Here is a 23,193-nt window from a genome sequence, read left to right as displayed (position 1 = left end):
CCACGTTGTATTTGCAAAGGAAACAGATGATTTTACGATCGCTCCGCATGTCCTTGCGCTTCATCCTGCCGCTGGCTTTGGTGCTGGGACTGTTTGCCTATATCGTCGTACCCCTGCTCGACAATATCACCCTGCGCTGGTATGTGCGCGACCTCGACAGCCGCGCCGAATTGCTCGCTGGAACCCTCCGCCCCTCGCTCACGGAATACCTGCCCGCCCACGACGCCACGCGCATCGAGGAACTGTTCCAGGGCGCCACGCGCGACGAACGCCTGATCGCCATCGGCTTTTGCGACAACGGGGGCCACTTGCTGTACCGTTCCGCGCAATACCCGGCCTCGATCGGCTGCTGGAGCACGCCATCGACGGGCGGCCTGTACAAATCGCTGGCGCAGCTGCCGCAAGGCCAGGTCCACCTCAGCGAAACGCCCGTCATGCAGGACGCGTCGCAGCTGGGCCGCCTGGTGCTGGTGCAGGACATGAGCTTTGTCGAGCGCCGCAATACCGATACCAAGCGTTTTATTTTTGCCTTCCTGGCCGTGCTGGCCGTGCTCATTTCGCTGATGACCGTGTTCGTGGCCCACCTGAGCTGGCGCGGCTGGCTGTCGGCCGTGAAGGATATCTTGCGGGGCGAATTGTTGCCGAAAAGCAATGGTACGGTGGCCGCCGCCGCACCCGCCGCCGCGCCCGCGCCGCCGCCGGAAATGGCGCCGCTGATCGGCGACTTGCGCGAATTGCTGCAGGAATACCATCTGGAACGCCAGGGCGATAACGGCTGGACGTCGGAATGGACGCCGGAAAAGCTGCGCGGCTTGCTGGAAGCGGACCTTGCGGGAGATCAAGTGCTCGTCGTGTCCAACCGCGAACCGTATATCCACACCAACACAGAGAGCGGGATCGCCGTGCAGCGCCCGGCCAGCGGCCTGGTGACGGCCGTGGAAGCCGTGATGCGGGCGTGCTCCGGCACGTGGATCGCGCATGGCGCCGGTTCCGCCGACCGCGAAACGGTCGATAAGTTCGACCACGTGGCCGTGCCGCCCGAGAAGCCCAGCTACACCCTGCGCCGCGTGTGGCTGACGGACGAGGAAGAGCAGGGCTATTATTATGGCTTTGCCAATGAAGGCATGTGGCCGCTGTGCCATATCGCCCACGTGCGCCCCGTGTTCCGCTCGTCCGACTGGGAGCAGTACGTTAAGGTCAACCGCCGCTTCGCCGATGCCGTGATCGCCGAGGCGAAGACGGACAATCCCGTCGTGCTGGTGCAGGATTATCACTTTGCCTTGCTGCCGCGCATGGTGCGCGAAGCCTTGCCGAAGGCGACCATTATTACTTTCTGGCATATCCCCTGGCCGAATTCGGAATCGTTCGGCATCTGCCCCTGGCGCGAGGAAATTCTCGACGGCTTGCTGGGCAGCACGATCCTCGGCTTCCATACGCCGTTCCACCGCAAGAATTTCCTCGAAACGGTGGACCGCTACCTGGAAACCCGCATCGAGCCGGAGGCTTCCACGATTTCGTATGGCGGCGAGATGACGCAGGTCGAGGATTACCCGATCTCGATCGCCTGGCCCGAGGATGACCCGGCCCAGCCCGACGTGGCCGCGTGCCGCGCACAGATCCGGGCCGAACTGGGCGTGGCAGACGATCACTTGCTGGGCATCGGCGTGGACCGCCTCGATTACACGAAAGGCATCGTCGAGCGCTTCCAGGCCGTCGAGCGCATGTTCGAATTGCAGCCCGGCATGGTGGGCAATTTTACGTTCGTGCAGATTGCCGCCCCCAGCCGCGCTTCGCTTGACGAATATCAAAGCTTTGACGCCAGGGTGCGCAAGATGGTCGAGCGCATCAACCGCCGCTTCGGCAGCGGAGACTACGTGCCCATCCTGCTGAAAGCGGAGCACCATGGCCAGGATGATCTGCAGCGCTATTTCCGCGCCTCGGAAGTGTGCATGGTGACAAGCTTGCATGACGGCATGAATCTGGTGGCCAAGGAATTCATCGCCGCGCGCGACGACGAGCTGGGCGTGCTGGTGCTGTCGCAATTTACGGGCGCGGCGCGCGAGCTGCATGAAGCGCTGATCATCAATCCCTACCACATCGAGCAGGGCGCCGAGGCCCTGTACCGCGCCCTCGTGATGCCGCCCGTGGAACAGCGCGAGCGCATGAAGAGCATGCGTGCCCGAGTGAAACATTTCAATGTCTACCGCTGGGCCGGGCGCATGCTGCTGGACGCGGCCCGCTTGCGCCAGCGCGACAAGGTCATGACCAAGATCGACGCCCACAGCCGCATCAAGCGGCGCAAGGGCATGTGATGGCTAATATTCGTGACGATAGCGCGGCCCTGTTGCAGCTGCTCAGTGCACCCGGAACAGCCGTCTTCCTCGACTTCGACGGCACCCTGGTCGACCTGGCGCCCACGCCCGACGGCGTGCGCGTGGCGCCCGGCGTCATCGAAGCGCTGGCGCTGCTGGCCGAACGCCATGGGGGCGCGCTGGCCCTCATTTCCGGCCGTCCCGTGGCGCAGATCGACGCCATGCTGGCGCCCCTGGTCTTGCCGGTTGCCGGTGTGCATGGCGTGGAGCGGCGCGGCGCCGATGGCCAGTTGCACGTGGCGGCCACGCCCGACGTGGCGCCTGTGCTGGCGCGCGCCCGGGCGCTGGCGGCGATGTACCCCGGCTTGCTGGTGGAGCGGAAGCGGGGCGCCGTGGCCCTGCATTACCGGCTGGCGCCTGAGCTTGAACCGTTATGCCTGCAGGAAATGACCGTCGCCGTGCAAGCGTGCCCGGGGGTATTGCTGTTGCATGGCAAAATGGTCCTGGAAGCCAAGCCGGCCGCCACGGACAAGGGCGGCGCCATCGCTGCCTTCCTGCAGGAAAGTCCCTTCGCCGGCCGCCGCCCCGTGTTCGCGGGCGACGACACCACCGACGAGGCAGGCTTTGCCTTTGTACAACAAGCAGGCGGGCAGGGCGTCAAGGTGGGCAGCGGCCTCAGCGCCGCCACCCTGCGCCTGGCCAGCCCCGGCGCCTTGCGCGCCGCCTTGCTGGCCGCTTCCCTATCCCCGACATCGAAGGAGTAGCCCATGACGACATCGCATGACACCGCCGCCAGCCCACCGTCCGCGCAAGCGTCCCTGAACTGCGGCGTGGTGGGCAATTGCGCCTTCAACGCCCTGATCGACCAGGCAGGACAGGTCGTCTGGTCCTGCCTGCCCCGTTTCGATGGCGACCCCGTTTTTAATAGCTTGCTGGACGGCACGGAAAACGGCAGCGTGTGGGCCATCGACATCGAAAACTTTGCCCGCAGCGAGCAATTCTACGAACCGAACACGGCCGTGCTGCGCACGCGGCTGTACGACACGCAGGGGCGCGGCGTGGAAATCACGGATTTCGCGCCCCGTTTCCTCAGCCGCGACCGCATGTTCCGCCCGCTGATGCTGATCCGCCGCGTCCGTCCGCTCGACCACGCCGTGCGCATCCGCGTCCGCCTGCGCCCCCGCTACGACTGGGGCCGGCTGGCGCCGCAGATCACCCAGGGCAGCCACCACATCCGCTACGTGGGGCCGGAACAGACCTTGCGCCTGAATACGGACGTGTCGCTGAACTATGTGCTGAGCGAAACGTATTTCGTGCTGGGCGGCACCGCCAACTTCCTGCTGGGTCCCGATGAGACGCTGGCCGGCGGGATCGACGAGACGGCGCGCGTCTTCGAAAAGGACACCATCAATTACTGGCGCACCTACACGCGCCGCCTGGCCGTGCCGCTGGAATGGCAGGACGTGGTCATCCGCGCGGCCATCACCTTGAAACTGTCGCTGTATGAAGACACGGGCGCCATCATCGCCGCCATGACCACCAGCATCCCCGAAGCGCCGGGCAGCAGCCGCAACTGGGATTACCGCTATTGCTGGCTGCGCGACGCCTTCTTCGTCGTGCGGGCATTGAACAGCCTGTCCGAAGTGGGCACGATGGAAGAGTATCTGCGCTGGCTGACGAATATCGTCGCCCGCTCGAAAGGCGGCCACATCCAGCCCCTGTACGGCATCGGCCTGGAAGAGCAGCTGCCCGAATCGATACTCGACCACTTGCCCGGCTACCGGGGCAACGGCCCCGTGCGCGTAGGCAACCAGGCGCAGGAACACTTCCAGCACGATGTGTACGGCAATATCGTCCTCGGCGCGGCACAGGCCTTCCTTGACCACCGCTTGTTCCACCGGGCGGGAAAAGCCGAGTTTGCCGCGCTGGAAGCCGTGGGCGACCAGGCATTCCGGCTGCATGCGGAACCGGACGCGGGCATGTGGGAGCTGCGCACGCGGGCGCGCGTCCACACCTCGTCCATGCTGATGAGCTGGGCCGCCTGCGACCGCCTGGCGAAAGTCGCCCATAAACTGGGCTTGCCGGACCGCGCCGACCACTGGAACAGCCGCGCCGTGCTGATCCGCGAGAGATTACTGCGCGAAGCATGGAGCGAAGAGCGTCTGGCATTCGCGGAAAGCCTGGGCGGGCGCGACCTTGACGCCTCCGTCCTGCTGATGGCGGAAGTCAACTTCATCGACCCCATGGACCCCCGTTTCATCGCCACCGTCGATGCGCTGGAAGCATCGCTGTGCGACGGCCCCTACATGCGCCGCTACGAAGCGCCCGACGACTTCGGCAAACCGGAAACGGCTTTCAACATCTGCACCTTCTGGCGCATCGACGCCCTGGCGCGCATCGGCAGGAAGGACGAAGCGCGCAAGATCTTCGAAACCATGCTGCTGGCACGCAACCACCTGGGCCTGCTGTCGGAAGACACGCACCCCGTGACGGGAGAGATGTGGGGCAACTTTCCGCAGACGTATTCGATGGTGGGGCTGATCAACTGTGCCGTGAGATTGTCCGCGCCTTGGGATAGCGCGGTTTAAGCGGGCCTGAGCGGTATCCAGGGCTGCGGCGCTATCCGGTAGAATCGGCCCACCCGCATCCTTCGGAGCCGCCATGCCATTGCCACGCCCCGCCGCCGCAGCCTTGCTTGCTTTTACCCTGTTCTGCGGGGCCGCGCGCGCGCAAATGCCAGTTCTGGATGCCGCCATGCGGGGCCAGCTGATCGACACCCTGCGCCAGCAGCTCAATGACTATTATGTGTTTCCGGAGGTGGCGGCCAAGATGGATGCGGCGCTGCGCGCCAGGCAGCGCGAGGGCGGTTATGACGGCATCACCGATGCGACGATCTTTGCCAATGTGCTGAGCGCCGACCTGCGCGCGTTCGGCCACGACAAGCACTTGCGCGTGCATGCCAGCGAGACTGCCTTGCCGCACAAGCTGGTCCCGTCGCCGGAGCGGCAGGACGAGATGCGCAGGCAGATGGCCGCGCGCGGCTATGGCGTGGCCAAGGTCGAGATACTCGGGGGCAACATCGGCTACCTGGACATGCAGGGTTTCTTCCCCGTCGAGGACGCGGCGCCCGCGATCACGGCGGCGATGACGCGGCTGGCCGACTGCGATGCGCTGATACTCGATATGCGCGCCAATGGCGGCGGCGACCCGGCCGGCGTCGCCTTCCTGAGCAGCTATCTGTTCGAGCAGCGCACCCATTTGAATGACCTGTACTGGCGCGAAGGCAATCGCACGCAGCAGTTCTGGACCGACACCGGCGTGCCGGGCAAGCGCTACGGCCAGCACAAGCCCGTCTATGTGCTGACGGGACCCCGTACTTTCTCCGGCGCGGAAGAATTCAGCTACAACCTGCAGCAGCTCAAGCGCGCGACCCTGGTGGGCGAGACGACGGGCGGCGGCGCCAATCCCGGCCGCATGCGGGAACTGGGGCCGCATTTCGCCGCCTTCATCCCGAACGGGCGCGCCATCAATCCTGTCAGCAAGAGCAACTGGGAAGGCAGCGGCGTCACGCCCGATATCGGCGTGCCGGCCGGCGCGGCGCTGGAGACGGCCCATCGGCTGGCGCTGGAGCGCCTGGCGGAGGCGCGGGGGCGCGGTGAATGAAAGCCGTCGTTTGTGCTAGGAACGGGTGTCCACCGCCTTCGCTTTATGCGCCTGCAGCCGGCGCGCCCGGCGCTTCCTCTCCCAGATAACAATCCCCGTCACCGACAGCATGGCCACCATGAGGCCCATGAATGACATCAATATGCGTCCCGGCAAGCCGAGGATGCGCCCCGAGTGCAGGGGGAATTGCAGCTGCACGAAGACGTCGGCGGCCGTGCCTTCCCAGGGCTGGTGCTGGCCGATGACCTTGCCGTCCATGCCGTCCACGTAGATATTCGACAGGCCCATGCCGGCCGCGCCGAATTCGTCGGCCGGGTCGAAGAACGAGACGTTGTAGAACGAATAATTGCCGCCATAATAAATGCCGCCGATGGGCGCCGTGATGCCGCGCTGTACGGCTTGCTTTTTCGCAATGTCTACTGCCTGTTCAAAACCGATCACGGGCGTGATATAGCTGCCGTACGGCGCCGGCGTCTGCGTTTCGTAGGGTCCCGGCGTGGTGGTGGAGACCAGCGACATGAGGGGATAGAAGACTTCGCGGTACAGGTTCAGCGAGAACGAGGTGAAGGCGATCACGATGATGACAGCCCACGCCCATAGTCCGCCCGCGCGGTGCAGGTCGAAATTGAGCTTGTAGCCCCCGGCCGCCCAGCGCACCGCCCACGACGGTTTCCACCGCTGCCGCCAGCTGGCGGCGTCGCGGTGGCGCGGCGCATCCGCCCGTTCGCGCAGGCGCCGCGGCGTGGTCAGGTAGAAGGCCACCATGCTGTCGAGCAGCCACACGAGGGCCACCGTCCCCATCAGCCAGTAGCCCCAGCGGTCCGTGCCCCAGAAGGCGGGCACGTGCAGGCTGTAGTGCAGGTGGCGCAGGAAGGGCATCAGGCTGCGGCGCGACAGGGAAATGGCCGTCGAATCGCGCGTGCCCGTGATCCGCGCCGTGACAGCGTCGATGTAGACGGTGTCGTAGCCGAGCGCGAAGGGCTTGCCCGTGGCCGGATCGGCCAGGGGGCGCACCATGAAGGCGGCCGCGTGGCCTGCTTCCAGGCCCAGGGTCATGTAATTGACTGCCACGCGCGGGTCTGCGGCCGCCACCGTTTGCGCCAGCGCAAACGGCGCCTGCAGGGGGCCGCGGCCCGGCGTGTCCATGATGTCGGCATTGAGCCATTCATCGAGTTCATGGTCCCACGAGGTGACGGCGCCCGTGAGTCCGGCAACGATGAGGAAGAGGGCGATGGTGAGGCCGGCCCAGCGGTGTATGACAGTCCAGAAAGCGCGCATGCGGTACAAACCTTCAACAGAAACCGGCTTGTTGCCGCCAGCGGGCGCCACCGGGGCGCACAGGTAAAAGCCAGGCACGCGCCCGGCATTTTGATAATGGGAATCGTTCTCATTATCCGCCGTAGCACGGCGCTTGTCCAGCGCCTATGGTGTTGCCCAGGGTCAAATCGCGCATGTTAAGATGCTAGCAAGATGCCAATTTGAGTTCCATGTGGCAATACTCAGGACGAACATGCGTATAGAAGACCGTAATAATATCCGCGTGAGCGAACCCAGCGCCGCGCCGCAGGCGGGTGCGGCGACCACGATGGTATTCATGCACGGCTTTGGCTGCGACCAGACCATGTGGCGCTACCTGGAGCCGCTGTTCCGCCCCCGTTACCGCACGGTGCTGTTCGACCTCGTCGGCAGCGGCGCTTCCGACCTCGCCGCCTATGATTTCGACCGCTATGCGCGCCTGGACGCCCATGGCGACGATTTGCGGACCATCATCCATGCGGTCGGCGGTGGTCCCGTCATTTGCGTGGGCCATTCCGTCAGCGCCATGAGCGCCTTGCTGGCCAGCATCGCCGAGCCGGAGCTGTTCGCCGCGCAAGTCATGCTGGCGCCGTCGCCGTGCTATGTCGACGATGCGGCGGCCGGCTACCGGGGCGGCTTCAGCCGTGCCGATATCGATGACCTGCTGGCCGCCATGGACAGCAATTACCTGGGCTGGTCCGCGAGCATGGCGCCGGCCATCATGGGCGCGCCCGGCCAGCCGGCGCTGGGCGAGGACCTGGCAAGCAGCTTTTGCCGCACGGACCCCGCCATCGCCCGGCATTTCGCGCAAGCCACGTTTTTGTCCGACCACCGCGCCATCCTGCCGCACAACACGACGCCGGCCCTGATCGTGCAATGCAGCGACGATTTCATCGCGCCGCCGCCCGTGGGCGCGTATTTGCGCGAGATGCTGCCGCGCAGCAGCCTGCGCGTGGTCGAGAATGCGGGCCATTGCCCGCACATGAGCGCACCGGACGCCAGTTACCACGCCATCCGGGGCTTTCTCGACGGCCTGCAGCTGTAATGCGCGACACGATGCCTTCCTTGCCTGATACCCGTACCTTGTTCCAGCATGCGGCCTGCGGTCTGCTGCTGTGCACGGCCGACGGCACCATCGTGCAGGCGAATGCCACCTTTTGCGGCTGGCTCGGCTATGGCGCCGGGGAATTGCTCGGGAAAAAGAAACTGCAGGACTTGCTGACCATCGGCGGGCGCGTGTTCCACCAGACGCACTGGCTGCCGCTGATGCAGGTGCAGGGCAGCGTGTCGGAAGTGCTGCTCGACATGCGCCAGCGCCAGGGGCAGGCGTTGCCCATGCTGTTCAACGCCGTGCGCCGCATGCACGACGGCGTGGCCTACGACGAAATCGCCGTGTTTGTCGCCAGCGACCGGCGCAAATACGAGCAGCAGCTGCAGCTGGCGCGCAGGGAGGCTGGCGAGCTCAACGACCAGCTGGCGGCGGCCGACCGGCGCAAGGACGCGTTCCTGGCGACCCTGGCGCACGAGCTGCGCAACCCGCTGGCGCCGATCCGCAATGTGCTGGAAGTGCTGCGCCTGGCGCAGCTGGACGATCCGCAGCTGCGCTGGGCCCGCGACGTGCTGGGGCGGCAGGTGGGGCACATGACGCACCTGGTCGACGATCTGATGGAAGTGTCGCGCATCACGCGGGGGCGCCTGGAATTGCGCCGCGCCAGCGTAGAGCTGGCACCCGTGGTGGAAGCGGCCCTGCACGGCGTGGCCAGCCTGGCCGCGCAGTCCGGCCACGAGGTCCACGTGGCGCAATGGCCGCAGCCGATCTGGCTCGACGCCGACGCCACGCGCCTGGGGCAAATGATCGCCAACCTGCTGACCAATGCCGTCAAGTACACGCCCGCCAACGGCGTCATCGGGCTGGCCGTCGCCTGCACGGACGACGACGTGCGCATCAGCGTGCGCGATTCGGGCATCGGCATTGCGCCCGAACACCTGGATACCGTCTTCGACATGTTTTCGCAGCTGGAGCCGGCCCTGTCGCGCGCCCAGGGCGGGCTGGGCATCGGCCTGTCCCTCGTGCGCGGCCTGGCCGAATTGCATGGCGGCAGCATCAGCGCCCGCAGCGACGGCGTGGGGCAGGGCAGCACCTTCGAGCTGCGTTTGCCGCTGCCCGCCGTGCCACTGGAGCCTGCCGTGGCCCCGGACCGCCGCCTGCTGGCCGGCACGCGCGAGGGCAAGGTGCTGGTCATCGACGACAGCGCCGACGCGGCCGACAGCCTGGCGCTGGCGCTCGACATCCTCGGCTACGACGTGCGCACGGCCTACGACGGCGCTGCCGGCGTTGCGGCAGCGCAAACCTTCCTGCCGCAAGTGATCTTGCTCGACATCGGTTTGCCGCACATGAACGGCTATGACGTGGCGCGGCTGCTGCGCAGCGAGCCCTGCGGCCAGCACGCCATCCTCGTGGCCGTGACGGGCTGGGGCCAGGACAAGGACCGCCAACTGGCGTCCGACGCGGGCTTTGATTTACATCTCACCAAGCCCGTGGATTTTTATGAGCTCGATGCGGTGTTGCAGAAGATGCTGCAGGCAGGGTGAGGCCGGCATTCGTATATGAACGACATGGAACAACTGACAGAACTTGAAATCGCCGTTTTCCAGCTGCGCATGGGTTTTGGCACGGCGGACCGCTGTGTCGACTGGGCCGTGGAGCGATTGCGCCTGGACCAGGAAGGCGACGACCTGGACGTCGTGCTGCTGGCCAGCGCCCGCAGCCGCGATGAGGTGCTGCCGCTGGCCGAGGCCATCATCGAGCGCTACCGGGGCGCGCAGCGGCTCAGTGACCAGTTCCTGGCGGGAAAATACATCGTCGAATTGCGCGCCGCCTACCTGGCGGGCCGGGAAAGCGTGGCGTCGCTCGATGCCATCCTGACCCGCCTGTACCCGGTGCTCGGTTACCCGGACTGGCTGGTCATGCTGAGCCGCAATTGCGAGTATGCGACGGACGTGGCCGATTTTGAGGCGCCGTTCGAGCGGGAGTTCGATTACGTTGCGGGCTTATGGTCCGAGGCCGGTAGTGCTGCCGAGTTTGAGCAGCGATATTCCCGCGAGACGTCGAATGGGCACGATGTAGGCTGATGCTTGAAGATAATATGAAAAAAGTCGATCTCTTTGTCTGTTCCCCGTCGGACATGCGCGCATGCGCCAGCTGGACGGAGGCGGTTGAGGCCTTCCCCGTCACCGACATCACCTTGCCCGGCGAACTGGATTTTATGTCACTTGGGTAATTGCTGACCCGCTCGACAGCGCCGGCCCTCCGGCCTGCGCCGATGCAGGGGCGGGAGCTTTATGTGTTGACGGACGCCATGGCGCAGGCGATCGGGGGCATGGCGGCCGACGACTTGTCGGATATTGCCGTGGCGTGGTCGAAGACGGCTCCTTGGGCGGGTGCGGATATCAATCCCTTCGACCTGGCGGGATTTCTCATGGAGCTGCAGTCGGCCTGGCATCAATCCGTGACACCGGACAAGGCGCTGTTTGCGTGGATCGACGCGTAATGTCGGCATACTCATGGCGGATGATCGCTATCGTATAATTTGCGCAATTCTTTTCGCTGGGAATAATGTGCAAAACAAGACGATAGGACTCATCGGCGGCATCGGCTGGGCTTCCACCCTGGAATACTACCGCTTGCTCAACGAACTGCTGGTGGCGCGCATCGGACCCGCGCACAGCGCGCGCATCCTGCTGGTCAGCATGGACCAGGCCGATTTCGTCGCGCACGCGGCGCAGCCCGATTCCCGCGCCATCGAGCAATTCCTCGTCGCGCAAGGACAGCGCCTGCAAGGCATGGGTGCGGACTTCTTCCTGTTGTGCGCGAATGGCGCCCACCGCTTCGCGCCGGCCGTCGTTCCGCGCATCGGCTTGCCTTTTATCAGCATCGTCGAGGAAACGGCGAAAAGGGTACGGGCATCCGGCTTGAAGAAAGTCGGCTTGCTGGGCGTCAAGCAGACGATGGCGGGCCGCTTTTATCACGATGCGCTGGAGCAGCAGGGCGTCGCCACGGTGACGCCCGATGCGGCCGACCAGGAAATCCTGCACGACATTATCTATACGGAGCTGGTGCAGAATATCTTTACCGACGCCAGCCGGAACATCTTCCTGGGCATCATCGGGAAACTGCGGCGGCAAGGCGCGCAGGCCGTGATCCTGGGTTGTACGGAAATACCGCTGCTGATCCAGCCCGGCGATGTCGACTTGCCGCTATTTAATACCACGGCGATTCATTGCGAGGCGGCGGTCGCGTTTGCCATTGCGGAGTAGCGATCCTGGACATTCATGGGCATTTTGAGCGGTACTGCCACGTTCAAGATCGCGATTACTATGATGATCAGGCGCTATAGTCAGCTTCTGTCAGTAGCGAATTTGAGAATTTGACGTTCATCGTCTGCGGCCACGACCTGTACATTTTCAGTCAGCAAATCTTGTCGAATCTCCTGGAATGCATAGTAAGGCTTGGTGTTGGCTGGCGGTTGAGTGACCGGGAACAGTACTTTTGGTGGTAGTGCATTGCGTTTGCGTAGACGCCGTACTTTATCAACCCATTGACCGCCATGTGTGAGGATTTTGGTGCTATCGCCTTGGGCAAGGTATAAGGGCTTGATCACTCGCTCAGCTTTGCCTTCAACCATGTCGACAAAGGGGAAGTTTACGGCGAAATCTTCCGTTCCAACCTTTTCACGTTGATAGCGCGCTCCAACTTGCGCGTTGAACAGGAGTTTTCGAACATTGTTTTCCAATAAGCGCTCTTGATATTCCTTGGTTACAAAGTTGCGTTCGACATAATGATCAAATAGCTGCAGAAGTTTGGCCTTGGGATCTTCGGCCAGGACGACGCGCTGATCGGCAAACTGCAACATTGCTTCTCGTGGGCGAACCACTTCAGCAAACAGATTTCTTGCGAGCACTATATCGGGTTGCGTTTTTCGGCCATCCAATGCCAGTCGACGAAGCTCAAGAGCGAAGCGATCCATCTCTTCTTTAAAAAGTTGGCGGCCATCGAGGTAGATTTGACGGTCAAGCTGATGAAAGAACTGCGTGATACGGCCATACCGCTTCAGTATGCGGAAGCCAAAGAAACGCGCCTCGGGCGCGATCAGTGCAATACCGACGTTGGCGAACTCGCCGGTTTCCACAAATGGACGAAATCGCAAAAGAGCATATTGGCAGGCGAATTTTTTCATGGGGTATTCCAAAAATCTTCTTGGCGGCAACGCTGCAGGCAGGTCTCGATTTCATCCCACGTCACATCTGCTGGTACGCCATCATCAACATACCACCAAGAGTCGGGTATGTTAGCACGGATGCCCGCCAATCTTGGCAAAATTGCCTCTAACTTGTTTGCGTAGTGCTCGCGTTGAAGATGGTCGCTGAAAATGTCGTTCCACCTGCTCGCAAACACATGCGTTTTCAGGAAGTTGCAAGGATTAAAATGCCGATCAAAGGCTTGGTTATGGTCAATCACGACCAATTCTGAGTTCTGCATGTCCCAAAGCAAGTTAGGATTGCCGCCACGTTCGGTCAAATGACGATCTTCGTTATGCAACCACCAATCAAAAACCAACACATCGCTTGCCAGTAGATCTGGCACAAGGTCTCGTGTGATCGCCGTCAGCTCTTGTGGATGTGGAAGTTCTCTCGATGCAAAGACTATCCCGCTACCGAGTTGGCTGATATTGGGAAATACATTTGCTTCAATAAGCTCCACAGCCACTTCGGCCAATGCATATTCTGCGATCGGAAGGCCAAATGCAGTCGCCAGCTGCGCCGAGACCCACTCGCAAATCTGGCTGCGTCGACCAGCCCCCTTGCCTTTGATAAAGTAAATCGCTCCGTCGTCGCCTCGGCAAATAAATGGCTCGGTTATGCCTTGCTGCGCCCGACCGAGAACCTCGTCAATGAAGATGGTGGCTGTATTCACAGATGCCAGCTTTCAGATTTGTACCTGGCGATGACTGCTTCGTTCATGTCTGCACGCTTCATCATGTAAAGAAATCGGATGCGCAGGAGTTGCGAAATCCGATCTATAGTCATGATATCGGAAATGATAACTAGACAGAGAAAATTATCCCACCTATGTACAAGCATCAAGCCGGCTGCACACCGCCCACGTTGCGGCTGCGGTTTTCCACCAGCACGGAAATACCGAGCACGACGATGCCGCCGCAGGCCAGCATGGCGCCCACCCAGCCCGTCGAGCGCAAGCCCATGCCCATGGCGATGGCGATGCCGCCGGCCCAGGCGCCCAGGGCGTTGGCGATGTTGAAGGCGGAATGGTTGAGGGCGGCGGCCACCGTCTGCGCGTCGCCGGCCACGTCCATCAGGCGCGTCTGCACGGCCGGGGCGACGGCGATGCCGGCGCCGATGGCAAACAGGTTGATCGCCGTCAGCCAGACATTGCTGCTGGTATAAGTAAAGGCGGCCAGGGCGGCCACGTTCCACAGCAGCACGCCGAAGATGGTCCACAGGCGCGAGCGGTCGGCCAGCCAGCCGCCGATCAAATTGCCTACAGTCATGCCGATACCGATGATGGCCAGCAGGATCGAGATGACCAGGGGCGATACTTTCGTGATTTCCAGCAAGGTGGGCGTGATAAACGTGTAGACGGCGAACATGCCGCCGAAGCCGATCGCCACCATCAGCAGGGTCAGCCACACTTGCAGGCGGCGGAACACGCCCAGTTCGCGGCGCGGGCTGGAATCGCCGGCAGCGACCATGGGCACGAAGATGCGCACCATCAGCATGGTCAGCAAGCCCAGCGCGGCGACGAGCAAAAAGGCCGAGCGCCAGCCCAGGGTCTGGCCGATGTAGGTGGCCAGCGGCACGCCGAAGATATTTGCCACCGTCAAACCCATCAGCACGCGGGCGACGGCCTGGCCGCGCCGGTCCGGTTCGGCCAGGGCGGCCGCCACCAGGGCTGCCACGCCGAAATACGCGCCATGCGGGATGCCGGCCACGAAGCGGGCCACGACGAGCAAGCCATAGTTGGGGGCGATGGCGCTGAGCAAGTTGCCACCAGCGAACATCAGCATCAGGCAGATCAGCATCAGCCGGCGCGGCATGCGCGCCAGGAAGATCGTGATCAGGGGGGCGCCGATGACCACGCCCAGCGCGTAGGCGCTGATCATGTGGCTCATCTGGGGCAAGGTCGTGCCCAGGTCGTCGGCCACCACGGGCAGGATGCTCATGGAGGCGAATTCGCCCGTGCCGATGGCGAGGCCGCCGATGGCCAGGGCCAGGTCGGCATAGCCGGCGCCAAAAGGCGCGGTGACGCGCGGAATCAATGGGTCTACGGAGGCGTGCATGTTCTTGTTGGTTGGGTAAAGAATGACAGGGTGGAGAGGTGCGCCATGGCCCGGCCGGAAGTGGCAATGCGCCACCAGAGTCGACGGCTGGCCGGTATTTTCGGGCGATAAGTACTGCCCAAAGACAACATTGTAAAAGATTCGGGCCAACTCTGCCGGGCGACGGCTAAAATCTGCTGCACTGCACACAACAGCGATGGCGCTTGTTGTTAACGATAACACGGAACGCCGGCGATTGCGCCACAGGCAGGCGAGAAATGCATGGCTGTGGCGGAAATGGTTCGTGCCTGCAGTTGGGCGAGTGAGTGAGGCCGGGTTTGCTGCAGCGCCTCCAGCCTGCCAGTGCCGTGGCACGGCCAGGTGGACCATGCGAGTTCGGGCGACGGCAAGATCGCCTTTCCGCTAACAGCGCAGCGGCGCCGCCAGCCCCGCCTAGATTTTCTTGCTGTGCTTTAAGTGCAAGGGCAGCCACCACCACATGCAGGCGATGAGCGTGCCCATCAGCGTGCAGGCGATGATGCCGGCGACGTGGCCGAAGACTTCCGACATCACCAGATTCGTGCCGAGGATAAAAGCCAGCGCCAGCGACAGCGCCCCCGCCATCATGATGCGGTCAGCCACGCGCTTGAAGCGCTCGCGGTCCTGCAGCGGGCGCATGACGCGGTGCTGGATGGCTGGCGCGCTGAGGAGCACGAGGCTGGTCATGGACAGGAAGAACGTCAGCAGGAAGACGATCTTTTCCGCCTGCACGATCTTGGCGAAGCCGCCGTTGAAGGGCAGGATAATGAGGAAGGCCGTCAGCATCTGCGCGCCGGGCAGCAGGATGCGCAATTCGCTGAGCAGGTCGGACAGATCTCCTTCGTCGCCTGGCTGGCTATCGTCGTCGCGGGGTTGAGCGTGCGGCATGGCGGCATTCCTGGCAGTGGCAATCCGCCCAGTCTACGCACAAGCGCCACGGCCGACTGTGGGCGGGCGCACGTTCAGAACCATTGCGCGATGCGGCGCGGTTGACGCAGGGCGAACGCGCGCAGCCGCCACAGGGGGGACGAGACGATGGCCACGGGGCTGTAGCTGGCGTCGTGGCCGCAGTGGCCGCAACTGTGGCGGCGGTGCGGCGCCAGCGCGAAGCTGCCCAGGTCCAGGTGCGGGTGGCCGCAGCAGGCGCAGTCGCTGCAGCCCAGCGGCGCGCCGGCCCGCAGGGCGGCGGCGTAGGCCTGCGCGGCGGGCGGCGGGATGTTCAGTTGCACGATGTCGGGGTGAAACAGGCCGGGCAGTGCGCGGCAATCGATGGCCACGGCGGCCGCGTCGCGCGCGTACAGGGCGCCGCCGTCATCGGCGCGGGCGCGCAGCTGCAGCGAGCCTTCCGGGCCCAGGCGCAAGGTGGTGGCGTGGAACTGCATGGGATCGAACAATTCCGGATACAGCAGATAGCCCATGGGGCTGGCGTGCTGGCGGCAACGCATGTGGCCCGTGGCTTGCCAGCCGGCCAGGTCGGCCCTGGCGCCCCAGTAGCACTGGTGCGTGCGGCACCAGTGGCGCGCCGCGCCATTGCGGAACTTTCCAGCAGGTAATATGTCGCAAACGCTGACGGCATCCATGCCGGCGCCTGCGCGAAAGTGGCCCGTGATGTGCGGCGTGGCCGCGCCAAGGTCGCCCGTGCTCGCTTGCAGGGGCCAGCAAATGCCGGGCAGGGTCAGCGGGGTGGGCAAGCGCGCCTCCGCGCGGCGACCGGCTGGCCAGGCGCCATGGCATAAAAAAGCCCGCCGGCGAGGGCGGGCTGTACTGACGGGCTTGCCTGCGGCATGGCGGTCTTATTCTTCCGTATCGGCCAGGGTGACGATGGCGCGCGCCCATTTGGCGTATTTCAGGTTCGCCAGGTCGCGCACGGTCTTGATATTGAATGCCTGCTTGAGCAGCTCCGCATCCTTCTCGCTCACGCCTTGCAGCGCATCGACAGGGGCATCGGCGATTTCCTTGAACGTCTTTTTTTCGTAGGCCTTGTCTACCGCTTTATTGATGTTCATGTGTTGATACTCCTCAGTAAGTAGGAAAATTAATTCTACACGGTTTTGTATATCGTCAATTTACGCTTGCATGTTGTGCCGAACTAAATATGATGGAGGTGGGTGGCGCTACTGCCGAGCCTGTTCTTGACCCCTTGTTAAATTGTAAAAGTGACATTGTAATTATTCATAGTATAATTGTTGTGTATGGCGGCGAAGTGCCGCCGACAAAAACCGGACGCCGCTGCGCGCGGCACTAATCGACAGCGTTCAGGAGAATACGATGAGTTTGCTAGACCAACTTGCGGGACAGGCGATGAGCGCTTTGGGCAACAAGGGTGCGGATGGGGAAGCCCAGTCGGGGCTGATGGCCAGCGTGATGGAACTGGTCAACCAGCATGGCGGCTTGCCCGGCCTGCTGCAGAAATTCCAGGAAAGCGGACTCGGCGACCAGGTGGCCAGCTGGATCGGCACCGGCGCCAATGCGCCCGTCTCCGGCGAGCAGATCAAGGATGCGCTGGGCGCCGACACGATCAGCCAGATCGCGGAAAAAACGGGCGTCGCCCCGGACGCGGCCTCGGGCGGCCTGGCCGCCTTGCTGCCCCAGTTGATCGACAAGCTGACGCCGAACGGTCAAGTACCGGAAGGCAATGACCTCGTCAGCCAGGGCTTGAATATGCTCAAGGGCAAGATCTTCGGTTGATATGCATTGCCGCGTAACGCAAAAAACCTCGCAGCGATGCGAGGTTTTTTTATGCTCCAGATAATAGAACGTCTGAAAAACGCCCTGGGCCAGGCGCCGCCCCGAAGACAGCACGCGCGTACGGCGAAGGACAAGAGCAAGCCCGGCAACCACGTCTTGGGCGTTTTCTCAGGCGTTCTAAGCGGCGGCCATCATGCCGAAACGCTGAGGTTCGCTGGTCAGGCGCGCCGTACTGCCCTCGACCAGATACGAGCAATAGCGGCGCCGCTCGGCGCTGCCGCCGCGCCGCTCCATCAATTCCCCCAGCATGGCGACGGCATCGGTAGCCATCTTTTGCACGGGCTGGCGCAGGGTGGTGATGTCGTAGCTGAGCCAGCCCGACGCTTCCAGCGCGTCGAAGCCGGCCACGGACATCTGCAGCGGCACCTGGATGCCCATCTGGTGGCGCGCCGTGTCCAGGCAGCCGATGGCCATGATGTCGTTGCCGCAGATGACGGCGTCCGGCACGCGGCCCAGGCGGTCGATGACCTTGCGCAAGCCGCGTCCGCCGCTGGCGTAATCGTAGTTGCCGCTGACAACGATGGGCGCGGGCAAGCCCAGCATGAACAGGCGGTCCAGCACGCCCGCCTTGCGTTCCTGCGCGACGGCCGAGTCGCCGGGGCCGTCGATGACGGCGAACTGGCGGTGGCCGGCGTCGGCCAGGCGCGACACGAGCAGGCGCGCCGCTTCCGCCTGGTCGCACAGCACGGCGTGCACGGCGTGCTCGCGGGGGCTGCGGTTGAACAGCACCAGCGGCACCTCGCGCCGGCCGAATTCGGCCATCTGTTCGTCGGACAGGCCGGCGGCCACGATGGCGCCGTCCACCTGGTACTGCCACACGTCGCTGAGGACCCGGCCGATATCGGCTTCGCGTTCCAGGGTGAACAGCAGCAGGCGCTTGCCCTGGCGGGCGATCTGCTGGCTCAGGTCGGACAGCACTTGCGGATAGTACAGATTGGCCAGGTTGGAAATGATGACGGCCACCAGGTTCGAGCGGCGCGTGATCAGGCTGCGCGCGGCCGCGTTGGGGATGTAGTCGAGGGCGATGGCCGCCCGCATGACCTTGGCGTGGGTGGCAGGGGAAATGCTGGCGCCGGGCTTGAAGCAGCGCGACACGGCCGATTGCGATACGCCGGCCAGCAGGGCCACGTCATACGAGGTGACGCGCCTTCCGGCGCCGGGGGGGATGCCGGCGGCAGGGGTGGTGCCGGGCGTGCGGGCTACAGTATTCTTTTTTCGCATATTGGTCTGGCAAGCAACCTGTCTCAAAGTATTCCTGCAGGCCCGGCCGCTTGTGGCGGCCTGGGCGGGCGGAATGAGCATAGCGCAAAAGATTGCCGTATGGCAAGACTGTTTTCTTGCTCATGTTGCAAAAAATATGATTTATTGGCAAGTGGCGTGCCGTCCACTCAGTCTGGACTGTCGCACGGGCCGCTGCCGTAGGGGCTGTCGCGCCCCGGCGGCGGCACGCGGCGCGCGCTGAAGTCCTTGGCCAGGGTGGCCAGCGGCAAGTCCGCCCTGGTGCTCGCTTCCGTGCCGCTCACCGTGCCCCGTACCGTCAGCGCCACTTGCACCCAGGAACCGTAGTTGCGCGGATAGCTGACGGTGACAGTGGCCATGCCCAGGGCGTCGCTCACGCCGCTGGCGCTGACGGTCAGCGGGATGCCCGGGTCGAGCACGCCATTGCCGTTGCTGTCATAGGCCGGGTCGTAGATGCCGTTGCGCAGCACGTCTTCGTTGGCGCAGCTGTAGTGGGGCAGGGCCAGGCGCCACACGCCCGTGTCGGGGAATTCCGGCTTGTCCGGCTGCCACTCATAATATCCCTTGGCATAGCGGCTGGGCCAGGCGGCGGCCGTGATGGCGACGCCGGGCACGGCGTTGCCGGCGCTGTCGGAGACGAACACGGAAAACTCCTGCTGCAGCACGCTGGCCGAGTATTCGCGCACCTGATTGCCCGTGCCCAGCCGGATCGACAGGGCCTGGCGCGCCACCGTCAGGCGCACGAGGGCCGCGGCGGCCGCCTGCGTGGCGCCCTCGATGCGCGCCTGGATCAGTACGCCGTCCCGGCCGCTGTCGGCCGGTCCCGCCACGTAGCTGGCGCGCGCCAGGCCGTCGCTGCCCGTGCGCACGGCCCCCGCCTGCCGCAGGTAGCCGCCGCTGGGGTCGCTCAAGATGGTAAATACGACGGGCGCATTCTTGACGAGGTTGTTTGCCGGGCCATCGCGCACCACGGCGCCGATGGTGCTCATGCTGGTGCTGGCGTTGTCGCCGGCACCCGCGCCATTGGCGCGCAGCACGGCCGGTTCCGCCTGCACGGCCAGCTTGCTGGCGCCGCTCAGGGGCGCGACGAATTCCAGCCGCGTCTGCGCCGAGGGGCCGCCCGCCACGGCCGCCGTGACGGTGGCCACGCCCGTGTTGGCGGACTGGATGTAGCTGCGTGGCAAGTTGCCATTGTTAAAGATCAAGCTGGCGGGCAGGGCCTGGCTGCAGGCGCTGTCGCCGAACAGGCTGCCGCGCGTGGTGGACAGGCTGGCGCTGCCGGACTGCGCCACGCCCGCCCTGTCGTAGCGCACGTCGATGGCCTGGCAAGCCAGCGTGGCGATCTCCGGCAGCACGTCCGCACCGCCGGCGTCCTGGCCCACGGCCGGCGTCAGGCGCAGGTCGCTGCCGGCCACGGCATACGCTTGCGCGGCGCTGGCGCCCAGCGCGCCGACGGATACGGCGTCCTTGCCCAGGCTGCCTGCCGTCAGGCGCAGCACCAGCTGGCCTTGCGCATTGCTGAGGGCGGCGCCGCCGTCGCGCACGCGCAGGCTGTTGCCGGCGCCCGTGCCGTAGGTGATGGCCGCGCCGGCCACGGGTTTGCGCGCCGAATCGCGCACGGTGACGGTGAGGTCGGCGCCCTGGCCCAGCATCAGCGCCGCCGGTCCCTGCAGTTCCACGCTGCTGCCCGTGACGCGCACCGTGCCGCTGCCGCTGCGCGCGCCCACCGTGGCCGTCACCGTGATGGGGCGGTTGCCGTTGGCGCCGCCCGTGCCCAGCAGGGCGCGCGCCTGGCCGTTCTTGTCCGTCACGGCGTCGACGCTGCCGAGGATGCCGGAATCGGCGGCAAAGGCAATCCTGGCATTTGGCAAGGCCAGGTTGGCGCCGTCCTTGACGAGGGCCGTGACGGCCACTTCGCCGCCGGGCAAGCCGGCCGACGCCAGTTCCGTGCTGGAAAACACGAGGTTGACGGCGCTGGCCAGGCTGGCCGGCTCGGGCGGCGTCACCGGCGGGGTGACGGGAGGGATCACGGGCGGCTTCACGGGCGGCACGACGGGCGGCACGACGGGGTCGGGCAGGGTGCCGCCGCAGCCGGCCGTGCCGTGCAGCGAGCAGCCGGCGGACGCTTGCGTATCGGTGGCGCCCCCGCCGCCGCAGCCGGCCAGGGACACGAGAAGGGCCGCCAGCCAGGCGGCGGGCAGGTGAGGACGTGGGCACAAGGGGGCGAGGGGCACGATGGGTCTCCGGAAGCATGTTGAGTTGCTTGACATCAATCCCAAGAGTAGCTTTTGCGCGCGGCGGGTACTTGATGCAGAGCAAGCTTGTTGTCTGGACGGCGGCGCAAGTATTTTGCTGGTGCAATGGCGTCCGTTCTGATAACATAACGCCCCTTTATTCAGGGAAGGGTCGACATGGCCAATGCTTGCGGCGTCGATTTCGGCACGTCAAATTCCACGGTAGGCTGGGCGCGTCCCGGGCAGAGCACCATGCTCGGCCTGGAAGATGGCAAGACGACATTACCGTCCGTCGTCTTCTTCAATGCGGAAGACGAGGAAGTCAGTTTTGGCCGCGCGGCGCTGGCCGGCTATCTGGCCGGCTACGAGGGGCGCTTGATGCGCTCGCTGAAAAGCTTGCTGGGCACGAGTCTCATCGATGGCCAGACGGAAGTGGGCGGCCGCGCCTTGCCGTTTCGCATGTTGCTGGCGCAATTCATCGGCGAAGTGAAGCGCCGCGCCGAGCAGTCGGCCGGCCGCGAATTCACGTCCGCCGTGTTCGGCCGTCCCGTCTTCTTTATCGACGACAATGCGCAGGCCGACCAGCTGGCACAGGACACCCTGGCCGAAGTGGCCCGCTCCGTCGGCTTCAAGGACGTCGCCTTCCAGTTCGAGCCGATCGCCGCCGCCTTCGACTACGAGTCGCAGATAGCCAAGGAAGAGCTGGTGCTGATCGCCGACATCGGCGGCGGCACGTCCGACTTTTCGCTCGTGCGCCTGTCGCCCGAGCGGGCGAAGAAGACCGAGCGCCGCGACGACATCCTCGCCACGGGCGGCGTGCACATCGGCGGCACGGACTTCGATAAATACCTGAGCCTGTCTTCCGTCATGCCCCTGCTCGGCTATGGCAGCCGCCTGCACAATAACAGCGAAGTGCCATCCAGCTATTATTTCAACCTGGCCACCTGGCACACGATCAACCTGGCCTATACCAAGAAGATCTGGGTGCAGCTGGCCGACGTGTGCCGCGATGCGCGTGAACAGGACAAAGTGAAACGGCTGCAAACGCTGATCGACGAGCGGGCCGGCCACTGGCTGGCCATGAAGGTGGAAGAGGGCAAGATTGCCTTGTCCGACGCGGCCGAAGTGCAGCTGGAGCTGGACCGTCTGTCGCCCGCGCAAAGCCTGTTGCTCAAACGTACGCAATTCGACGACGCCATCGGCCACCTGTGCGGTTCCGTGGAAGAAACCGTGCTGCGGCTGCTGCGCGACGCGGGCGTGGCGCCGCAAGACGTCGACACCGTGTTCTTCACGGGCGGCTCTTCCGGTGTGCGCTTGCTGCGCGAAAAGATCGCCGCCCTGGTGCCGGCCGCGCGCAAGGTCGAGGGCGATCTGTTCGGCAGTATCGGTGCGGGTCTCGCGCTGGACGCCGTGCGCAAGTTCGGCTGATACAATGTGCATGGCGGCGTTGCCGCGTCTTGCCCTGCGCATGGTATCGATACACCCACTGTTGCACCCACGAAAGAGCGCCCCATGCATGTGTTTGACAAACCGATCGTCATGATCGACTTCGAGACGACCGGTCTGTCTCCCGACATGGGCGACCGCATCACGGAAGTGGCGGCCCTGCGCATCGAGGGCGGGCAGATCACGGACCGCTACGTGACCCTGATCAACTGCAATGCGCGCATTCCTTCGTTCATCACGGGCTTGACGGGCATCACCCAGGCCATGGTGGACCAGGCGCCGCCCGTGGCCGAAGTCGTGCCGCAGCTGCTCGATTTTATCGGCAGCGATGCCTTGTCGGCGCACAATGCCAGCTTCGATGAAAAATTCCTGCGCGCGGAAAGCGCCAGGCTGAACCTGACACCGGCGCACGCGTCGCTCGTGTGTTCCTTGAAACTGTCGCGCCGCGTGTTTCCCGGCCTGTCCAGCTACAAGCTGGGCTTGCTGTCGGGCCAGCTGGGCATCGCCTTCAAGAGCGCCGCCCACAGGGCCGAGTCCGATGCGGAAGTGGCGGCGCAAGTATTGATCCATATCGGCCGGCATTTGCGCAGCAGCTACGGCATCGCCGACGTGGACGCCGAGCTGCTCGTGTCGCTGAACAAGCTGGCGGCGGCGAAAGTGCCGCAATTCCTGCAAAAGCACCCGTCGCGCCGCTGATTTCCCGCCAGCGCCCGCCGCGCGCCGGTCCTGGCGCGCCACCGCCCGCTTCGCCCAGAAGCGGGCTCATCAAAATGATATAATTTTGTTATTTCCTTTGAGTTCGCTCAAGTCCTTCGCGCCCAGCGAATTTAAAATTTAAGCAACACACGATTTCGCCGCCCTGGGCCGCCGTTTTGCGCG

At 64.4% G+C, this 23,193-nt stretch carries 22 protein-coding genes; 13 read left to right on the top strand and 9 right to left on the bottom strand.

Annotation, left to right across the window (positions count from 1 at the left end; all coding sequences use genetic code 11):
- Positions 1-26 precede the first annotated feature (26 nt).
- The 4 genes from BXA07_RS15760 to BXA07_RS15745 all read left to right on the top strand — a co-directional run bounded on the left by BXA07_RS15760 (position 27) and on the right by BXA07_RS15745 (position 5,975).
- Positions 27-2,312 (top strand): alpha,alpha-trehalose-phosphate synthase (UDP-forming), encoded by a 2,286-nt coding sequence (locus tag BXA07_RS15760; protein ID WP_076568843.1) that lies wholly within the window; start codon positions 27-29, stop codon positions 2,310-2,312.
- Positions 2,312-3,076 carry a trehalose-phosphatase gene (otsB, locus tag BXA07_RS15755; protein ID WP_076568842.1) on the top strand — a complete coding sequence of 255 codons (765 nt, stop codon included), beginning with the start codon at positions 2,312-2,314 and terminating at the stop codon, positions 3,074-3,076. Before BXA07_RS15760 ends, otsB begins: the two co-directional genes overlap by 1 nt.
- A 3-nt stretch (positions 3,077-3,079) precedes the next feature.
- Entirely contained in the window at positions 3,080-4,900 is a 1,821-nt protein-coding gene (locus BXA07_RS15750; protein WP_076568841.1) for a glycoside hydrolase family 15 protein, read from the top strand.
- Between the two features lie 73 nt (positions 4,901-4,973).
- Positions 4,974-5,975 carry a S41 family peptidase gene (locus BXA07_RS15745; RefSeq protein ID WP_083708317.1) on the top strand — a complete coding sequence of 334 codons (1,002 nt, stop codon included), beginning with the start codon at positions 4,974-4,976 and terminating at the stop codon, positions 5,973-5,975.
- A gap of 15 nt (positions 5,976-5,990) precedes the next feature.
- On the opposite strand, the gene BXA07_RS15740 is transcribed toward BXA07_RS15745, so the two are convergent.
- Complete coding sequence (locus BXA07_RS15740; RefSeq protein ID WP_076568938.1) at positions 5,991-7,253, bottom strand: PepSY-associated TM helix domain-containing protein; 1,263 nt, start codon at positions 7,251-7,253, stop codon at positions 5,991-5,993.
- Positions 7,254-7,485: 232 nt separating this feature from the next.
- On the opposite strand from BXA07_RS15740, the gene BXA07_RS15735 reads away from it, so the two are divergent.
- The 6 genes from BXA07_RS15735 to BXA07_RS15715 all read left to right on the top strand — a co-directional run bounded on the left by BXA07_RS15735 (position 7,486) and on the right by BXA07_RS15715 (position 11,588).
- On the top strand, positions 7,486-8,316 hold the full coding sequence (locus BXA07_RS15735; protein ID WP_076568840.1) for an alpha/beta fold hydrolase: 831 nt from the start codon (positions 7,486-7,488) through the stop codon (positions 8,314-8,316).
- 11 nt (positions 8,317-8,327) lie between these two features.
- The gene (locus tag BXA07_RS15730; RefSeq protein WP_076568937.1) at positions 8,328-9,863 is read left to right on the top strand and encodes an ATP-binding protein; all 1,536 of its coding nucleotides are present in this window, start codon (positions 8,328-8,330) and stop codon (positions 9,861-9,863) included.
- Between the two features lie 24 nt (positions 9,864-9,887).
- Positions 9,888-10,403: a hypothetical protein gene (locus tag BXA07_RS15725; protein ID WP_139335605.1), complete on the top strand. Its 516-nt coding sequence runs from the start codon at positions 9,888-9,890 to the stop codon at positions 10,401-10,403.
- 14 nt (positions 10,404-10,417) lie between these two features.
- Complete coding sequence (locus BXA07_RS31635; RefSeq protein WP_280175060.1) at positions 10,418-10,552, top strand: hypothetical protein; 135 nt, start codon at positions 10,418-10,420, stop codon at positions 10,550-10,552.
- A 63-nt stretch (positions 10,553-10,615) separates the two neighbouring features.
- On the top strand, positions 10,616-10,822 hold the full coding sequence (locus BXA07_RS15720) for a hypothetical protein (RefSeq protein WP_139335604.1): 207 nt from the start codon (positions 10,616-10,618) through the stop codon (positions 10,820-10,822).
- Between the two features lie 67 nt (positions 10,823-10,889).
- Entirely contained in the window at positions 10,890-11,588 is a 699-nt protein-coding gene (locus BXA07_RS15715; RefSeq protein ID WP_076568837.1) for an aspartate/glutamate racemase family protein, read from the top strand.
- 80 nt (positions 11,589-11,668) lie between these two features.
- Here BXA07_RS15715 and BXA07_RS15710 read toward each other — a convergent pair whose 3' ends face one another.
- From BXA07_RS15710 to BXA07_RS15685, 6 genes are all read right to left on the bottom strand, one after another.
- Positions 11,669-12,508 carry a DUF3037 domain-containing protein gene (locus BXA07_RS15710; protein WP_076568836.1) on the bottom strand — a complete coding sequence of 280 codons (840 nt, stop codon included), beginning with the start codon at positions 12,506-12,508 and terminating at the stop codon, positions 11,669-11,671.
- Positions 12,505-13,245, bottom strand: coding sequence for a HipA family kinase (locus BXA07_RS15705; protein WP_083708311.1), 741 nt, complete (start codon positions 13,243-13,245; stop codon positions 12,505-12,507). The genes BXA07_RS15710 and BXA07_RS15705 overlap by 4 nt, the downstream gene beginning before the upstream one ends.
- Before the next feature lie 166 nt (positions 13,246-13,411).
- The gene (locus tag BXA07_RS15700; RefSeq protein WP_083708309.1) at positions 13,412-14,629 is read right to left on the bottom strand and encodes an MFS transporter; all 1,218 of its coding nucleotides are present in this window, start codon (positions 14,627-14,629) and stop codon (positions 13,412-13,414) included.
- Positions 14,630-15,061: 432 nt separating this feature from the next.
- Positions 15,062-15,535 (bottom strand): DUF6328 family protein, encoded by a 474-nt coding sequence (locus BXA07_RS15695; protein WP_076568833.1) that lies wholly within the window; start codon positions 15,533-15,535, stop codon positions 15,062-15,064.
- A 74-nt stretch (positions 15,536-15,609) separates the two neighbouring features.
- On the bottom strand, positions 15,610-16,338 hold the full coding sequence (locus BXA07_RS15690) for a hypothetical protein (protein WP_076568832.1): 729 nt from the start codon (positions 16,336-16,338) through the stop codon (positions 15,610-15,612).
- A 102-nt stretch (positions 16,339-16,440) separates the two neighbouring features.
- Positions 16,441-16,653, bottom strand: a complete 213-nt coding sequence (locus BXA07_RS15685) for a hypothetical protein (RefSeq protein ID WP_076568831.1) — start codon at positions 16,651-16,653, stop codon at positions 16,441-16,443.
- Positions 16,654-16,915: 262 nt separating this feature from the next.
- Between BXA07_RS15685 and BXA07_RS15680 the strand changes: the two genes are divergently transcribed.
- Positions 16,916-17,335, top strand: a complete 420-nt coding sequence (locus BXA07_RS15680) for a YidB family protein (RefSeq protein WP_076568830.1) — start codon at positions 16,916-16,918, stop codon at positions 17,333-17,335.
- Between the two features lie 177 nt (positions 17,336-17,512).
- On the opposite strand, the gene BXA07_RS15675 is transcribed toward BXA07_RS15680, so the two are convergent.
- Both BXA07_RS15675 and BXA07_RS15670 read right to left on the bottom strand, forming a co-directional pair.
- Positions 17,513-18,616, bottom strand: coding sequence for a LacI family DNA-binding transcriptional regulator (locus tag BXA07_RS15675; RefSeq protein WP_083708307.1), 1,104 nt, complete (start codon positions 18,614-18,616; stop codon positions 17,513-17,515).
- Between the two features lie 167 nt (positions 18,617-18,783).
- Positions 18,784-20,868 carry an Ig-like domain-containing protein gene (locus tag BXA07_RS15670; protein WP_170909674.1) on the bottom strand — a complete coding sequence of 695 codons (2,085 nt, stop codon included), beginning with the start codon at positions 20,866-20,868 and terminating at the stop codon, positions 18,784-18,786.
- A 177-nt stretch (positions 20,869-21,045) separates the two neighbouring features.
- Here BXA07_RS15670 and BXA07_RS15660 point away from each other — a divergent pair, with 177 nt between their 5' ends.
- Both BXA07_RS15660 and BXA07_RS15655 read left to right on the top strand, forming a co-directional pair.
- Positions 21,046-22,296, top strand: a complete 1,251-nt coding sequence (locus BXA07_RS15660) for an Hsp70 family protein (protein WP_076568827.1) — start codon at positions 21,046-21,048, stop codon at positions 22,294-22,296.
- 84 nt (positions 22,297-22,380) lie between these two features.
- Positions 22,381-23,010 carry a 3'-5' exonuclease gene (locus tag BXA07_RS15655; protein WP_170909673.1) on the top strand — a complete coding sequence of 210 codons (630 nt, stop codon included), beginning with the start codon at positions 22,381-22,383 and terminating at the stop codon, positions 23,008-23,010.
- Positions 23,011-23,193: the final 183 nt, after the last annotated feature.

This window comes from Janthinobacterium sp. TND4EL3, from assembly GCF_900156175.1.
GTDB lineage: Bacteria > Pseudomonadota > Gammaproteobacteria > Burkholderiales > Burkholderiaceae_D > Janthinobacterium.
This window is presented reverse-complemented; position numbering and strand designations above follow the sequence as displayed.

Bases quoted from the DNA above. Each gene is read 5' to 3' on its own strand.
- BXA07_RS15760 (WP_076568843.1), top strand. From the start codon at position 27: ATGATTTTACGATCGCTCCGCATGTCCTTGCGCTTCATCCTGCCGCTG.
- otsB (WP_076568842.1), top strand. From the start codon at position 2,312: ATGGCTAATATTCGTGACGATAGCGCGGCCCTGTTGCAGCTGCTCAGT.
- BXA07_RS15750 (WP_076568841.1), top strand. From the start codon at position 3,080: ATGACGACATCGCATGACACCGCCGCCAGCCCACCGTCCGCGCAAGCG.
- BXA07_RS15745 (WP_083708317.1), top strand. From the start codon at position 4,974: ATGCCATTGCCACGCCCCGCCGCCGCAGCCTTGCTTGCTTTTACCCTG.
- BXA07_RS15740 (WP_076568938.1), bottom strand. From the start codon at position 7,253: ATGCGCGCTTTCTGGACTGTCATACACCGCTGGGCCGGCCTCACCATC.
- BXA07_RS15735 (WP_076568840.1), top strand. From the start codon at position 7,486: ATGCGTATAGAAGACCGTAATAATATCCGCGTGAGCGAACCCAGCGCC.
- BXA07_RS15730 (WP_076568937.1), top strand. From the start codon at position 8,328: ATGCCTTCCTTGCCTGATACCCGTACCTTGTTCCAGCATGCGGCCTGC.
- BXA07_RS15725 (WP_139335605.1), top strand. From the start codon at position 9,888: ATGGAACAACTGACAGAACTTGAAATCGCCGTTTTCCAGCTGCGCATG.
- BXA07_RS31635 (WP_280175060.1), top strand. From the start codon at position 10,418: ATGAAAAAAGTCGATCTCTTTGTCTGTTCCCCGTCGGACATGCGCGCA.
- BXA07_RS15710 (WP_076568836.1), bottom strand. From the start codon at position 12,508: ATGAAAAAATTCGCCTGCCAATATGCTCTTTTGCGATTTCGTCCATTT.
- BXA07_RS15700 (WP_083708309.1), bottom strand. From the start codon at position 14,629: ATGCACGCCTCCGTAGACCCATTGATTCCGCGCGTCACCGCGCCTTTT.
- BXA07_RS15695 (WP_076568833.1), bottom strand. From the start codon at position 15,535: ATGCCGCACGCTCAACCCCGCGACGACGATAGCCAGCCAGGCGACGAA.
- BXA07_RS15685 (WP_076568831.1), bottom strand. From the start codon at position 16,653: ATGAACATCAATAAAGCGGTAGACAAGGCCTACGAAAAAAAGACGTTC.
- BXA07_RS15680 (WP_076568830.1), top strand. From the start codon at position 16,916: ATGAGTTTGCTAGACCAACTTGCGGGACAGGCGATGAGCGCTTTGGGC.
- BXA07_RS15675 (WP_083708307.1), bottom strand. From the start codon at position 18,616: ATGCGAAAAAAGAATACTGTAGCCCGCACGCCCGGCACCACCCCTGCC.
- BXA07_RS15660 (WP_076568827.1), top strand. From the start codon at position 21,046: ATGGCCAATGCTTGCGGCGTCGATTTCGGCACGTCAAATTCCACGGTA.
- BXA07_RS15655 (WP_170909673.1), top strand. From the start codon at position 22,381: ATGCATGTGTTTGACAAACCGATCGTCATGATCGACTTCGAGACGACC.